This is a genomic window from Emticicia sp. C21, assembly GCF_003418935.1.
Lineage (GTDB): Bacteria > Bacteroidota > Bacteroidia > Cytophagales > Spirosomataceae > Emticicia.
Window position 1 is genome coordinate 75,054 of the sequence record NZ_QVMT01000012.1, and the last position, 14,308, is coordinate 89,361.

Sequence of the window (14,308 nt, forward strand, 5' to 3'; positions counted from 1 at the left end):
TCCCGTAGGGACGATATATCGGTAGAAAATATTGTACTTCTCAAGATTTCAAGTCCCGTAGGGACGGTATATTAAACTAATTGTCGAATTATTAATATATCATCCCTACGGGATACCCAATCGCACTCATTATCTTTTCCTACCGATATATCGTCCCTACGGGACTTAGAACCTTTAAGTGCTGGTTTCTTTCTACCGATATATTATCCCTACGGGATATTTTGCCCATTTATTATAAATCTCCTTACTTGCTCTTCAACAATTCCCCAATCACATCATCCGTGGTAATATTCTCAGCCTCAGCACGGAAATTCAATGCTATTCTATGGCGTAATACCGGATAAGCTAAAGTCTCAATATCTTCCGGAATTACCGAAAAACGTTCGTTCAATACAGCTCTTGCTTTTGAGCAGAGAATCAAAGCTTGCCCGGCGCGTGGCCCTGCACCCCAATTGCACCATTGTTTTACGAAGGCAGAGTTACTATTAGCCGGACGGGTATTTCTTACCAAAGAATTCACTCTAGAAATTAACTCGTCGCTGATATGAACTTGTCGGGTTAATTTCTGTAGGTCAATAATTTCTTTGTCGGTCAATACTGTCTGCAAGGTTTGTTTGCTAATACCTGTAGTACTCTTCAGAACATTTAATTCTTCTTGCTCTGACGGATAGCCTAATTTGATATATAATAAGAAACGGTCTAATTGGGCTTCGGGTAATGGATACGTACCTGCTTGCTCAATAGGATTTTGCGTAGCAATAATCAGAAAGGGTAGGGGTAAATCATAATTCGTACCTGCATAAGTAACTTTATACTCCTGCATGGCCTCTAATAAAGCTGCTTGTGTTTTAGGAGGCGTACGGTTAATCTCATCAGCCAGAACTATATTGGCAAAGATTGGCCCCTGGTTAAACTTGAAAAACTTCTTGCCTGTTTCATGGTCTTCTTCCAGAATCTCGGTGCCTATAATATCGCCGGGCATTAAATCGGGTGTAAACTGCACACGTTTAAATTTCATCTCAAGGGCTTCTGACATGGTTTTTACCATTAATGTTTTAGCCAGTCCGGGTACACCTTCCAGCAAACAATGTCCACCTGCCAACAGACTGATTAATATCTCATTGATAGCCTCCTGCTGACCAACAATGACCTTACCGATTTCTTTTTTTAAGTGTGGTAATTTAGCTACCAGTAATTTATAGTGGGTTAATGCTTGTGTTTCCAATGTTTAAACTGTTAATGCGTATGTAATGATGTTTACACCAAATTTAGTATTGTCTTCGGCTAACCACCGTTTATTTCTGAAGTCATAATCCCATTCGCAACCATAATCTTTATTACTGTATAATACACCGATTCTTCCGTTAATCTGAATGGCTTTCAGATAATCATGTACAAGGTCATCACCCCAGCCATTTAGCTCGAAACTGGTAGTAGGAGGTCCATCAAAATGAAAAAACGAATGGTAAAGAGGATGTGTATTGGGTATTTTTTGCAGTGCTTTGGCGCCAAAAGTACGAGCCATTTCCTGCTCAAAAGATTTGGCAAAGAGTCCGTCAACGTCATGATTACAATCATCAACAAAGACAAAGCCGCCGTTTTCTACGTACTTCTTGAAATGGTCTCTTTCCTGACTTGAAAATTCGACTAGTTTATGACCACTCAGGTAACAGAAAGGACTTTTGAATATTTCGTTGCTACTCAATAATACTACCTTTTCTTTTTCGTCGATTGGTATAGTAGTATATTCCACCAGCGAATTCAGGATATTAACGGGCATGCGTTGGTCAGTATCCCAATCCCCCGAAGTGTATTGAATCCGAGTGAAAACGAATGGTTTCAAGTTTGATGAAGTATTATTAATCAATTTTCTTTGGTGTTTTGGAGAATTGGGTTTGGAGAAAGGAGAATGGAACAAAAAGAAGGTAATAATTTCTTCTCCATCATGCTTGTTCCATTCTCCTTTCTCCTTTCTCCGACTAATTAAACCGCATCCGAAAGTGAAGAGAAGGTGAATTCTCTGATTTTCATTGGCGGAACTATATAATTCTGATTCGATTCTGTACTTACTACACGCTCTGGTTTACCTAGTGTTTCAAGGTTATTGAGCATGATAATCGGACTCTCATTAAAACGGAAATTCTTGATTGGGTGTTTGATTTTACCGTCTTCAATATAGAAAGTCCCGTCACGTGTAAGACCTGTTTGTAATAATGTCTGAGGGTCAACCGAGCGGATATACCATAATTTAGTAACCAAAATGCCTCTTTTGGTACTTTTAATCATATCCTCAAGTGTAGCAGTACCGCCTTCCATAATCATGTTATTTGGGAAAGGTACAGGTTTTACACCCTTTTCTTTAGCCCAGAATCTTGAATAGGCTAAGTTTTTAACAACACCTTTTTCAACCCAGAATAATTTCTTTTGCGCTTGTCCATCACCTGACCATGCCGCAGCAGGTAATTCAGGATGTTGAGGATCTGAGTAGAAAGTTACGCGCTCATCTACTATTTTTTCCCCTAATTTGGTTTTTCCACCCGGTTTACTCATCGACGAACGTCCTTCGTCAGCGCTACGGGCATCCATGTCAAAATAAAGGTTCTCCAACAATACTACTCCGGCAGTTGGCTCTAGAATTACGGTGTATTTACCTGGCTCTAGCGCTTTTGCTCCTACAGAACCCTTTGATTTCTGAATAGCGATCCTGGTGGCAGCGGCTGTATCCAATTTATTAACATCGCTGTACCCTTTGGCTACATAACCAGAGCCTGTACCATCCTGAGTACGGACAGTCAAAGAGAAATTAACATTTGAGTCCAGATAATAGGCAAATAAACCCTTAGAGTTCATCATGGCATTAAAGCCTTTGCGATCCTCTAAGAAACCTGCCGCAATCAGATTCTGATCTCTGGTGAGTTTAAGACTTTTTTCTACTGCATCTGCACGCGTCGCAGGGGTGATATTGGCAGTAGAGTCAAAATAACCACTCGATTTTACATATTGTTGAGGCTCTAAAACACCTACATATTCAGGGTTTTCAGGAGCCAATTGTGCTAACTCCTCAGAGCGACGTACTACCTTCTCGATAGACGCATCATCTAATTCGTCTATAGTAGCGACACCTACTTTTTTACCGTAGGCAGATTGCACTTGTAAGTTTACGTTGGTGAGTGCACCACTGGTAGATACCTCATTACGAGCATATCTTATATTACCACGTGTTTCACCCAGCAGATTTACTTCACATTCATCTGCTTTAGAATATTTTAAAACCTTTTGTAACAAGGCTTTAGCTTCTGCTTCGGTTAGTATAACAGCCATTGATTTAAGATTTAATGGTTAAAGGAACATGGAACAAGGAGAAGGGATACAGGAACAAGCATTTTTTATAAATCAAACTGATACTTTTTCCTTACTCCTTTTTCCTTTCTCCGAAAATTAAAAGATTTAGATTTTACGAGCCGTATTAATGACATTTACCCCATTAAAACGAGCCGTTGAACTACCATGAGATACCGCACTTGATTGCGAGGGTTGCCCCTTGCCGTCAAAGAACGAACCGCCTAAACGATAGTCTCTTTCGTCGCATATCTGCGTACAAGAATTCCAGAATTCTTGCGTATTCGACTGATACGCCACATCTTTTAACATTCCTTCAATTTTACCATCTTTGATTTCATAAAACAATTGCCCGCCAAACTGAAAGTTATAGCGTTGTTGGTCAATTGAGAACGAACCATCTCCGATAATATATACTCCTTTTTTCACATCTTTAATCATTTCTTCTACCGAAAGCGGGGTTTTACCTGGTGCTAATGATACATTAGCCATACGTTGGAATTGAACTGACGACCAGCTATCTGCATAGCAACAGCCGTGTGATTCTTTTTCGCCAATGATATGCGCCTGATCTCTGATAGCCTGATAATTTACCAGCGTTCCGTCTTTCACCAAGTCCCAGCGTTTGGTCTGTACACCTTCATCATCCCAACCTACAGCGCCTAGTGAACCTACCTGTGTTTTATCAGCAAATAGATTTACTTGTTTGCTACCATAGTTGAAATTTTTGCTTTGCCATTTATCTAACGTAGCAAATGAGGTACCAGCAAAGTTGGCTTCATAACCTAAGACGCGGTCAAGCTCCAATGGGTGACCTACCGACTCATGGATTGTCAGCCACAAGTGCGATGGGTCTAATATTAAATCATATTTACCTGCTTCTACCGATTTGGCTGTCAGTTTTGCTTTGGCTTGTTGAGCTGCTGCCGTTACATCTTCTAACATATCGTAGCCTTTATTGTAACGGGTAGTGATACCTGCTATTTTATCTGACGGATTGGCCTGTAAGTATTCATAACCCATCCCAACCGGAGCACTTAATGCCTGACGGGTTTCAAACTTACCTGTTTTAGGATCGATAGCCGTTACTGAGGCAATAGGCCAGATACGGTGAATATCCTGGTCGATGTATGAACCATCAGTTGAAGCAAAGTATTTTTGCTCATTCACCATGAATAATACCGAGTTAACATAGTTCGCCCCATTTTTCAGGGCAGCATCGTTAACACTTAATAATAAATCTACTTTCTCTTTAATAGGTACTTCAAAGGCATTCTTTTTAATCGGAGCTTTCCAGCTTACTTCACCAAAGCCTTTTTGTGGAGCTAGTTGTACAGGCTCTTTCAATAATTTAGAGTTGGCTTTTGCAATAGCTACCGCTTCTTCGGCAGCTTTGGCTGTATCGGCTTCTGTTTTGGCATCTACCACAGCGGCAAATCCCCAGCAACCGTTGGCAATTACACGTACCCCTACACCATAAGACTCAGTATTGACGATATTCTGCACTTTGTCTTCACGTGTTACGACAAACTGATTCAGGTATCGACCGATACGTATGTCGGTGTAGGTAGCACCTTTGGCTTTGGCAGCATTCAGGGCAGCATCAGCTAAACGCTTCTTCAGTGCCACATCTATGCCTCCATCTAAAAGGGCTTCCTGTGAAACCGAATTGCCTATAATCGGAATATTGGGCAACATCATTGCACCAAATCCCATACCAGATAATTGGATAAAGTCTCTTCTTTTCAAAGCTTTTTCAGTTTTTTATTTGTTAGTGAAAGATTAATTTTAGTGTAACTATAAAAGTAAGAATTAAAATGAACTAAATACTAACCCAGTAAGGGGGATTTTGATAAATGGCCCAATAAATGTGCTGAGAGGCCCGTTAAATGATGTTAAATAGCGTGTTTAAGGCTTTTTAATTTCGATTGTCAAACGGTTCGCCGTTGCGATGCAGATTGTCGAATTGAAGAACTAACTGCAAATTCTGTTCTTTAGCCCCGTTAGGGACGGTATATTGGTAGAAATATTGAATATGAGGAGTATTAAGTCCTGTAGGGACGATATATTAAAATCGACGAATAATAATATATTATCCCTGCGGGATACAAAGCATAATTCCCTTGTTTTTTCTACCGATATATCATCCCTACGGGATTAAAACCTCAAAAACTAAATCATATCCGTTTTATATTAAAAAACAACTCTTACACCGCATCAGAAAGCGATGAGAACGTAAAGTCTCTGATTTTCATCGGTGGAATCATGTTACCACCTACACGTACCGGAGCTCCCATCGCTTCAAGGTTGTTCAACATGATAACCGGACTTTCGTTGAAACGGAAGTTTTTTACCGGAAACTTGATTTGTCCTTTCTCAATATAGAAAGTTCCGTCACGGGTAAGACCTGTATATAGCAAGGTTTGAGGGTCAACGGCGCGGATATACCAGAAACGCGTCACCAGAATACCTTTTTCAGTACCTTTAATTAAATCAGCTAATGACTGTGTACCACCTTGCATCAGGAATCCGTTTGGTGGTGGAACCGCCTTAACGCCTTTTTTATCTGCCCAGAATCTTGAATAAGTCAGGTTTTTTACCACACCATTCTCAATCCATGAGATTTTTTCTTGTGGACGACCATCACCTGAAAACCCTGCGTTTGGTACTTCTCCATTGGTAGGGTCAGAATAGATATTTACTCTTTCGTCGAATAGTTTTTCTCCTAAACGAGTACCGCCACCTTTTTTGCTCATAAAGCTTCTTCCTTCATCGGCATTACGGGCATCTATGCTACGCATCATGTTTTGTAATAATTCAACCGATGCTGCAGGTTCTAAAATAACGGTGTATTTGCCCGGCTCTAATGCCTGTGCATTTACCGAAGCCATTGCCTTTTGCATAGCTACTTCGGTAGTCGATTTAGTATTCAGTTTCGATACATCGTTGAAATCTTTGATTGCATACCCTGAACCCAAACCATCTGCTGTACGAACGGTGATTGAGAAATCTACTGACGTTGCTTTATTGTACCCAAATAGACCTTTACTATTACCGATAGCAAAAAAGCCAGTGGTATCTTCAAGATAACCTGCCGCTACCAGATTCTTTTTGGAACATGGGTCAATACTATCGAAAGCGGCTTTTGCTCTGAAATCAGGGTTAATATCCGCAGTTTTTTGAGCAAAAGTATTAGACTCTAAATAGGTTTGCGGCCCTAACATAGGCATATACTCAGGGTTTTCAGGAGCCAGTTTGGCTATTTCTTCTGCCCTGCGAACTGTTTTTTCTAAAGAGGCATCATCAAACTCATTGATAGTTGATGTACCAGAGCGCTTGCCGTAAACTGCTGTTACCGCCAATGATAAGTCTGTTGATTCGCCACTGGTAGAAACGGTATTACGGGCATAACGAATATTTCCGGTGCGACGGCCTGTAAGACCAACACTCATTTCGTCTGCTTTTGAGAAAGCTAAAACCTTGTCGATTATCTTTTTAGCTTCTTCTTTTGTTAATATTGCCATTGTGAATGTTCTTTTTGAGAGGTTTTAGATTAACCAAGTTTTCTGCCTGTATTAATGACATTGACACCATTAAAACGAGTAGTAGAACTACCATGCGATACCGCACTTACCTGAGACGGCTGACCTTTTCCATCGAAGAATGAACCAAAGGTACGGTAGTCGTCTTTGTCACAAATCTGTGCACATGAGTTCCAGAATTCCTGCGTATTTGATTGATAAGCCACATCGTCAAGCATTCCTGCTAATTCACCATTTTTGATTTCATAAAATAGCTGGCCGCCAAATTGGAAGTTATACCGTTGCTGGTCAATTGAATACGAACCACGACCAATAATGTAGATACCTTTCTCAACGCCTTTAATCATATCCATCACGTTCAGTTTTTCTGCACCCGGACGAAGCGATACGTTTGGCATACGTTGGAATTGCACCGAGTTCCAGTTATCGGCATAGCAACAGCCATGCGATTCTTTTTCTCCCAGAATATTCACTTGGTCTCTGATAGCCTGATAGTTTACCAGAATTCCATCTTTAATCAAATCCCACTCTTTGCATGGCACACCTTCGTCGTCGTATCCTACAGTACCCAAAGTATAAGGTTGCGTTTTATCGGCAACAATGTTTACCTGTTTGCTGCCATAATTAAAGTTCTTGGTTTTCCATTTATCTAAAGTAGCAAAGCTGGTTCCGGCGTAATTGGCTTCATAACCCAATACCCGGTCAAGTTCTGTTGGGTGACCTACCGACTCATGGATGGTTAATCCTAAGTGGTTAGGGTCAAGCACTAAATCATATTTGCCTGGCAATACCGACTTGGCTGTCATTTTTTCTTTGGCTTGTTTGGCAGCATTGATCGCATCTTCCACCATATCGTAAGAGTTGCGATAACCTACCAAACCATTTGGTCCAGGTATTTTCTCACTCGCTAAGCCATCTAAATACTCATAACCCATACCCATGGGTGAACTGATAGCATCACGAGTTTTGAATTTTCCTGCCTGACGGTCAACAGCTGTTACAGTAAATGTTGGCCAGATACGGTGTACGTCCTGATCAATATATGAACCATCTGAAGAAGCGAAATACTTTTGTTCGTTTACAAAAAACAGGTTGGAAGTAACAAAGCCAGCACCATTTTTCATGGCTTCGCTGTTTACTTTCATCAGCAAGTCGATTTTCTCCTGTACCGGAATCTCAAAAGCATTCTTTTTGATTGGCGTTTTCCAGGTAACTTCGCCCACGCCCTTTTGAGGGGCCAATATCACTGGCTCTGTCTGGATTTTTGCATTGGCTTTCGCAATGGCAACAGCTGTTTCGGCTGCTTTGGCAATACCTGCGTTGCTTACATCACTGGTAGCGGCAAATCCCCATGTGCCATTGGCTATTACTCTGATACCCACACCATAAGACTCAGCGTTTACGATGTTCTGTACTTTGTTTTCACGGGTAAAGAGGAACTGTTGCAGGTAACGACCGATACGTACGTCGGTATAAGTAGCTCCCTTGGATTTAGCGGCATTGAGTGCCACATCGGCCATTTTCTTTTTCGTAGCGGCGTCAGCCCCGGGCTCGAGCAGGTGTTCAACCGGAACTATGTTACCTAAAACAGGTATGGTTGAACCCATCATAGCCCCCAGACCCATACCCGACAATTGGATAAAATCCCGTCTTTTCATAATTGGGTGAGTAATTGAAGTTTGAAAGATGAAATACTATTCGTAAAAATGAAAAAAAACTCTATACTTCGCAATTTTTACTCTAAAATTCCCCCAATATGGGTGAATAGCAGGTTCTTGTAGAGGGTATAAGTTTAGTTTATGTTAAAAAAACATTCTTAAACATAACCAAAAATTAAAACACTGCCATTGAGCTACGACCAAATGAGGGTTTTCAGCGACTTAAGTATACGTATAGATAAGGATAGAATTGGATTTATTCGAGCTGGGTGGTCATATAATGTGTTATTTTTTCTTCTTGTCAAACAGCCAATCCAACAATCCCGGAGTATCACTTACCTCATTCCAGATATTATGGGCTTTATCAGGATATTCAGTGTACTTAGGATTTCCACCTGCTTTTTTTATAGCATCAATCATCACCCGTGAGCCGATTACAGGAACATTTCTGTCGTTAGCACCATGAAAAGCCCAGACAGGCACATTGACAGCATTTTGGGCTAATGAAGCATCGCCAGCGCCTGAAATCGGAATGGCCGCAGCAAACAGGGTAGGGCGTGTGGAGATAAAATGCCAGGCACCATAGCCACCCAATGAATTGCCTGCTACATAATATCTATTTGTATCTAACGGGAGTTTTTGTTCTAATGAAGCAATTGTTTCAAAAACCAACGAATCAACAGCCGGGAAATTAGGGATTCCTCCCCAGGTGGAGCCCACAGGACATTGAGGTACAAAAAGAAAAGCAGAATATTTAGCCCTGTTTTCAGGTTTTGAAAGCAAAGGTACAAGAAGAGAGGAACCAATCTGTTTTAAGTTATCAATCCCACATCCCGAACTTCCATGCAAACACACTACCAATGGATATTGCTTGGTTGAGTCGTAATTAAGGGGTTTCAATAATCGATAGCGGAGTGTATCCTTTTGGTTGTTGACATAGATGCCTGCTTCGAAGGGTTCAGCGATTTTTTTGAGATGAGCGTCTTCTCGTCTGGCATTTTTATCAATATCAAGGCTATCCATCAATAGAATAAAACAGAAATATGACCCACCCATTGATATAATAAATATAGTAAAACTCATAGTGCTTATCCATGATTCCATACCAGAGGCAGGTATATCTTTACTTATTTTCTTTTCTTCCCGAAAATGAAAAATAAAGGCAATCGGCACTAATGTTCCGGCTAATCCCACCCATTGTTCCACCCGCATCATCATGCCACTTTGCATAAAACTAGTAGAGTTTATCGTCAAAATAATAGCTGAGGTCATAACGATTCCTTCAACCAATAGTACAATCCCCGCTATTCTTAGCCATCGTTTTTTACCTATACCAGAATTGAGCAGGCTTATCGCATACAATATACCTGCTGCCAGAGAAATGATAATGAAAAGAATATGATAATTAAGTATCTCCCTGGTCTGCATGAGTCGCAGAAAAGAGAAAAAATGAAAGGTAGAGGCAGTAATGGACAGAATAAGTGCCCAAAAAGCAAACGAATATTGATAGAAATGAAAATATTTCAACAAAATAACCGACCACACCAACCATACCAGAAACTCAAAAGTAAACCAACCATTAATAGATGATAGATTATTGGCGTGCACACCAACCACCAGATAAACAATGCTCTTAAACAAAATAAGAACAGCATAAATAGCAGTAAAGGTAATGGCAGAGGAATAGAAATTGCGGGGCATACATGAAATGTGGTTGAATAAGCCGAGAGAGGAAAGATAAGAAGACTATTGCAAGCTCACAATATTTACGGAAGCAAATAAGAGTAATGTCTGTTTTCGGTCAGGTTCATTACTCTTAAATTTATTTCAGGAAGCCGTTTTATAGATTTTACAAAGGTTTCAGTTTGACACTAATGGTTAAAGGAGCGGTACTACCGGTAGCCACATTGGCTGTATAGTTACCTATTTTAAAAAAACCAACTCTACCCTTTTTGTCCTTAAATCCAAAGACCTTTCCGGTGGCTGCATCGGTGGTTCGGTTGGTTACATCAGCAGAACCATACATTTTGTCAAAGTCGATTTTATAGTTTTTGACAACTCGTTCAAAATCAACGGATGTTTGAACAGAATCGAAAGCGGCTACCGACATTTTGTTATTTTCTTCCACATTCATTATCCGTGAATCGGTAATAGTGCTGAATGAACCAACATAGCCGGTTCGGGTTGACATCTGTTTTGCGTTTTCAAAAAAACGACAGGTATTACAGCCACCTCCATGATAATTGTATGCAAAATCAATCTGATCTGAAACAGCAACCGCTTCTGTTTGCGAATACACTTTACCATCAGACAGACTAAAAAAACCTTTCCGTGAAGCAACAATATTTCCGGTATTGGTTCCGATAATGCTTTCAACTGTGAATTCGGTTTTTTCAACCGGAACAGGAGTAGGGTCAGAGGATTTACAACTACTCAGGGCAATAATTCCAAGTAGTAAAATTTGTGAATTTTTCATAGCTATTACGTAATTAAAAATACCTTTATCAAACGGGGTGATAAAGCCGAAAAGTCATGTTTTTTTGTCTTTAATTAAAAGATTTTTCCAAAGTTCGCCAAAAGACAAAGGGTTTCCATGAGTTTTATTATTATTTTACTAAACGGTAAGTGAAAGGTTTGGTTAGTGATAGACGAAGAAGACTTTGGAAATTCAGGTATTGATTTGAACAAAAAAGTAGTGGTCGAGCATTCAGAAAGTCTCTAAAAAGAATGTGGTTTCGAGCGAACATTTTTTAATGTAGACTGAAGTGGTGCACCTTTTTCAAGAGGGAAGGGGATATCAGTACACCAGAATTGTATTGTTGGATAGTGAAGGTATAATCGCCATCCCATTGGGTATACAACAGTATGATTCTATGCAAAACCTTTCTCACCCCTTTGAAAATCCAAAATAAAGACAGAAATTTAGGGACGCCCGGTTAGGGAATACCCACTTAAGGACGCCAGTCCTGGTTAGAATCCACATAATAACAAATTTATGACTGTAGATGGAAACAAGATTCATGCAGAGAACAGAGGTATTTTTAAAAGAGCGATTGGCTACGCTTATCATCAAGTAGTTTTGGAGTTTGGTAAAGTAATAACCCCTCAAACAGAGCAGAAAAAGGTTACCAATATGGTGGGAACCTTTTGAATGAGCACAGGAATGGTTCGAGAAAAATCAGAATTACGACCCCTCAAACGGAGCAAGAAAAGGTAGCCAATATGGTAGGAACCTTTTGATGAAGACTGCACAATCTCATATTAATAGTAGTTAAATTAAAAAATAAGTAATTGAACAATTGATGAACCTCCTTTTTGTCTGTAGCCGGAACCAATGGCGTAGTCCGACTGCTGAAGCTGTTGACTAGGCGTCCCCTTTAAAAATCACGAATTTCACCAAACTAAATCAGCAGGTACAGAACCCTCTGCACGTATCAAGTTGACTGAAAAACTTTTACAGTGGGCAGACATCGTTTTTGTAATGGAGAAAAAACATAAGCAACGCATTCAACAAAAGTTTCCAAACCTCGTTAATGAGAAAGAAATTGTTGTGCTGGATATTCCTGACGAATACCAGTTTATGGATGAAGAACTGATTATGTCGTTGAAAACAGCGGTTTCGCCTTATTTGTAAAATTTTTTAATGATTTATTTATTTATCCTATTGACAATTAGTAAATTTAAGAATTCAACCAAGCGGACATTACCGTAATCTTCAAAAAACCTATCAGTATTACTATGAAAAGAAGAGACTTCTTGCAAAAAGGAGCTATGGCTCTTGCAGCCTCCACTGCCTTATCTCATGAGTTATTTGCAGCAAAAAAGAAAGGAGAAATAGTAGGAGTGCAGCTCTACTCGGTGCGTGACGATATGAAAAAAGACGCATTAGGTACTTTGAAAAAAGTAGCCAACATGGGTTATAAAAACGTCGAGCACGCCAACTATATCAATCGTAAATTCTACGGATATTCGGCTACAGAATTTAAGAAAGTATTGGATGACTTAGGTTTGAAAATGCCAAGTGGACATACCGTAATGGGTAAACAGCACTGGGATGAAGCCAAAGGAGACTTTACTGACCTCTGGAAACAAACGGTTGAAGATGCAGCTATTTGCGGACAGCAATATGTAATCAGCCCTTGGTTAGATGTAAGCTTACGTAAAGATATGGATAGTCTAAAACGTTTTATGGATGTATTTAATAAATCGGGTGAATTATGTCAGAAGTCAGGAATGAAATTTGGCTACCACAATCATGATTTTGAATTTAGCCTTAAATTGAATGCTATACCAGTTTATGACCTTATTCTACAAAATACAGATCCGAAGTTGGTAATTCAACAATTGGATATAGGTAATATGTATGGTGGTGGCGGTAGAGCAGCCGATTTATTGAAAAGATTTCCTGGGCGTTTTGAATCAATGCACGTAAAGGATGAAATTGCAGTAGCTGGAACAGTGGCAGGAGCAGGCGAAAAATATGAAAGTGCGGTGCTTGGTACAGGTATTATCAATGTAAAGGAAATCATTGATATGGGTAGAAAATCAGGTGGTACAACACATTTCATCATCGAACAGGAGTCATACCAAGGCAAAGCTCCGTTAGACTCTATCAAAGAAGACTTAGTGATCATCAATAAATGGGGATATAAGTAAGAATTTAGTGAATGAGTGAGTGTGTGATTGAGTGATTAAAGTATTGTTATTCAAAGAAATATGAATCATAATTTTAATCACTCAATCACTAATTCACACAATCACTCAATAAATTTCTCACATGAACCGACGAAATATTATCAAAGGAATAGGGGGAGGCATGATGGCCTCCTTTTTCCATAATGAACTGTTTGCTGCCACCGCAGACAGTCCGTTTCGCATAGGTGCCTGCGACTGGTCGATTAATAATACCGGTAATCTGGGTGCCATGGAAATGGCTAAACGTATTGGTTTAGACGGCGTACAGGTAAGTCTGGGTTCAGCAGAAAACAATATGCACCTACGCCAGAAAGAAGTACAACAAGCCTACAAAGCTTTGGCTGATATTTTTAAGGTAGGTTTCACAGGCTTAGGTATAGGAGAGTTGAACAACATCCCGTATAAATCAGACGACCGAACCGACGAGTGGGTTTCTGATAGTATAGATGTAGCCAAAGCATTAGGCATTAAGGTAATCTTACTAGCCTTTTTCTATAATGGCGATTTAAAAAATGACCCTAAAGGTCAAGAAGTTGTTATTAAAAAATTCAGACAAGTAGCTCCTAAAGCAGAGAGATTGGGCATTACGCTAGGCATAGAATCATGGCTAAGTGCAGAAGAACATATGCATATCATTGATGCGGTAGGCTCAAAGGCTGTGAAGTGTTATTATGATGTAGCCAATTCGAACCATATGGGTTATGATATTTATAAAGAGATTCGGTGGTTGGGGAAGCAAAACCAGATTTGCGAGTTTCACTTCAAAGAGAATGGCTCTCTCTTAGGTAAAGGCAAAGTTGATTTTGCAGAAGTAAGACGCTGTATCGATGAAATAGGCTATAAAGGCAATATCCAGATAGAAGGCGCAGTACCCGAAGGAAAAAGCATGTTCGAAAGCTATCTGCAGAATAATGAATTTGTGAGAGGGCTAATGAAATGAGTGATAAATATCTTGAACTTTGATTTACTTGATTCTTCTACATGAAAAAGGAATAATGTCGCTAACTAGTAAATTAGAATCAGTGAAATACTTAAATCAGTTAAATCACAGTTCAAGATAAAATATCATAATCA

Annotated in this window: 12 protein-coding genes; 4 read left to right on the forward strand and 8 right to left on the reverse strand. The window is 39.7% G+C overall.

From position 1 onward, the window contains the following. Window positions 1-244: 244 nt before the first annotated feature. The 8 genes from D0T08_RS22165 to D0T08_RS22200 all read right to left on the reverse strand — a co-directional run bounded on the left by D0T08_RS22165 (window position 245) and on the right by D0T08_RS22200 (window position 11,015). Window positions 245-1,225, reverse strand: a complete 981-nt coding sequence (locus tag D0T08_RS22165; RefSeq protein WP_116984943.1) for a MoxR family ATPase — start codon at window positions 1,223-1,225, stop codon at window positions 245-247. Window positions 1,226-1,228: 3 nt separating this feature from the next. Continuing rightward, on the reverse strand, window positions 1,229-1,843 hold the full coding sequence (locus D0T08_RS22170) for a DUF4159 domain-containing protein (RefSeq protein ID WP_116984944.1): 615 nt from the start codon (window positions 1,841-1,843) through the stop codon (window positions 1,229-1,231). A gap of 140 nt (window positions 1,844-1,983) precedes the next feature. Next, window positions 1,984-3,321: a TldD/PmbA family protein gene (locus tag D0T08_RS22175; protein ID WP_116984945.1), complete on the reverse strand. Its 1,338-nt coding sequence runs from the start codon at window positions 3,319-3,321 to the stop codon at window positions 1,984-1,986. 126 nt (window positions 3,322-3,447) lie between these two features. Next, entirely contained in the window at window positions 3,448-5,088 is a 1,641-nt protein-coding gene (locus tag D0T08_RS22180) for a TldD/PmbA family protein (protein WP_116984946.1), read from the reverse strand. Between the two features lie 458 nt (window positions 5,089-5,546). Further along, window positions 5,547-6,863 (reverse strand): TldD/PmbA family protein, encoded by a 1,317-nt coding sequence (locus tag D0T08_RS22185; protein WP_116984947.1) that lies wholly within the window; start codon window positions 6,861-6,863, stop codon window positions 5,547-5,549. 29 nt (window positions 6,864-6,892) lie between these two features. Beyond that, window positions 6,893-8,539 carry a TldD/PmbA family protein gene (locus D0T08_RS22190; RefSeq protein ID WP_116984948.1) on the reverse strand — a complete coding sequence of 549 codons (1,647 nt, stop codon included), beginning with the start codon at window positions 8,537-8,539 and terminating at the stop codon, window positions 6,893-6,895. A gap of 285 nt (window positions 8,540-8,824) precedes the next feature. Continuing rightward, a complete protein-coding gene (locus D0T08_RS22195) occupies window positions 8,825-10,240 on the reverse strand; it encodes a hypothetical protein (RefSeq protein ID WP_116984949.1) in 1,416 nt (471 codons plus the stop codon). 148 nt (window positions 10,241-10,388) lie between these two features. Continuing rightward, window positions 10,389-11,015: a hypothetical protein gene (locus D0T08_RS22200; RefSeq protein ID WP_116984950.1), complete on the reverse strand. Its 627-nt coding sequence runs from the start codon at window positions 11,013-11,015 to the stop codon at window positions 10,389-10,391. 519 nt (window positions 11,016-11,534) lie between these two features. Between D0T08_RS22200 and D0T08_RS27645 the strand changes: the two genes are divergently transcribed. From D0T08_RS27645 to D0T08_RS22215, 4 genes are all read left to right on the forward strand, one after another. Beyond that, window positions 11,535-11,690: a hypothetical protein gene (locus D0T08_RS27645; protein ID WP_158561329.1), complete on the forward strand. Its 156-nt coding sequence runs from the start codon at window positions 11,535-11,537 to the stop codon at window positions 11,688-11,690. A gap of 330 nt (window positions 11,691-12,020) precedes the next feature. Continuing rightward, a complete protein-coding gene (locus tag D0T08_RS28005; RefSeq protein ID WP_229239025.1) occupies window positions 12,021-12,173 on the forward strand; it encodes a hypothetical protein in 153 nt (50 codons plus the stop codon). A 104-nt stretch (window positions 12,174-12,277) separates the two neighbouring features. Continuing rightward, on the forward strand, window positions 12,278-13,195 hold the full coding sequence (locus tag D0T08_RS22210; RefSeq protein ID WP_116984952.1) for a sugar phosphate isomerase/epimerase: 918 nt from the start codon (window positions 12,278-12,280) through the stop codon (window positions 13,193-13,195). 121 nt (window positions 13,196-13,316) lie between these two features. Then, window positions 13,317-14,174, forward strand: a complete 858-nt coding sequence (locus tag D0T08_RS22215) for a sugar phosphate isomerase/epimerase (protein WP_116984953.1) — start codon at window positions 13,317-13,319, stop codon at window positions 14,172-14,174. Window positions 14,175-14,308 lie beyond the last annotated feature (134 nt).

Coding starts and splice junctions, on each gene's coding strand:
- D0T08_RS22185 (WP_116984947.1), bottom strand. CDS start 6,863: ATGGCAATATTAACAAAAGAAGAAGCTAAAAAGATAATCGACAAGGTT.
- D0T08_RS22195 (WP_116984949.1), bottom strand. CDS start 10,240: ATGCCCCGCAATTTCTATTCCTCTGCCATTACCTTTACTGCTATTTAT.
- D0T08_RS22190 (WP_116984948.1), bottom strand. CDS start 8,539: ATGAAAAGACGGGATTTTATCCAATTGTCGGGTATGGGTCTGGGGGCT.
- D0T08_RS28005 (WP_229239025.1), top strand. CDS start 12,021: ATGGAGAAAAAACATAAGCAACGCATTCAACAAAAGTTTCCAAACCTC.
- D0T08_RS22175 (WP_116984945.1), bottom strand. CDS start 3,321: ATGGCTGTTATACTAACCGAAGCAGAAGCTAAAGCCTTGTTACAAAAG.
- D0T08_RS22210 (WP_116984952.1), top strand. CDS start 12,278: ATGAAAAGAAGAGACTTCTTGCAAAAAGGAGCTATGGCTCTTGCAGCC.
- D0T08_RS22200 (WP_116984950.1), bottom strand. CDS start 11,015: ATGAAAAATTCACAAATTTTACTACTTGGAATTATTGCCCTGAGTAGT.
- D0T08_RS22215 (WP_116984953.1), top strand. CDS start 13,317: ATGAACCGACGAAATATTATCAAAGGAATAGGGGGAGGCATGATGGCC.
- D0T08_RS27645 (WP_158561329.1), top strand. CDS start 11,535: ATGACTGTAGATGGAAACAAGATTCATGCAGAGAACAGAGGTATTTTT.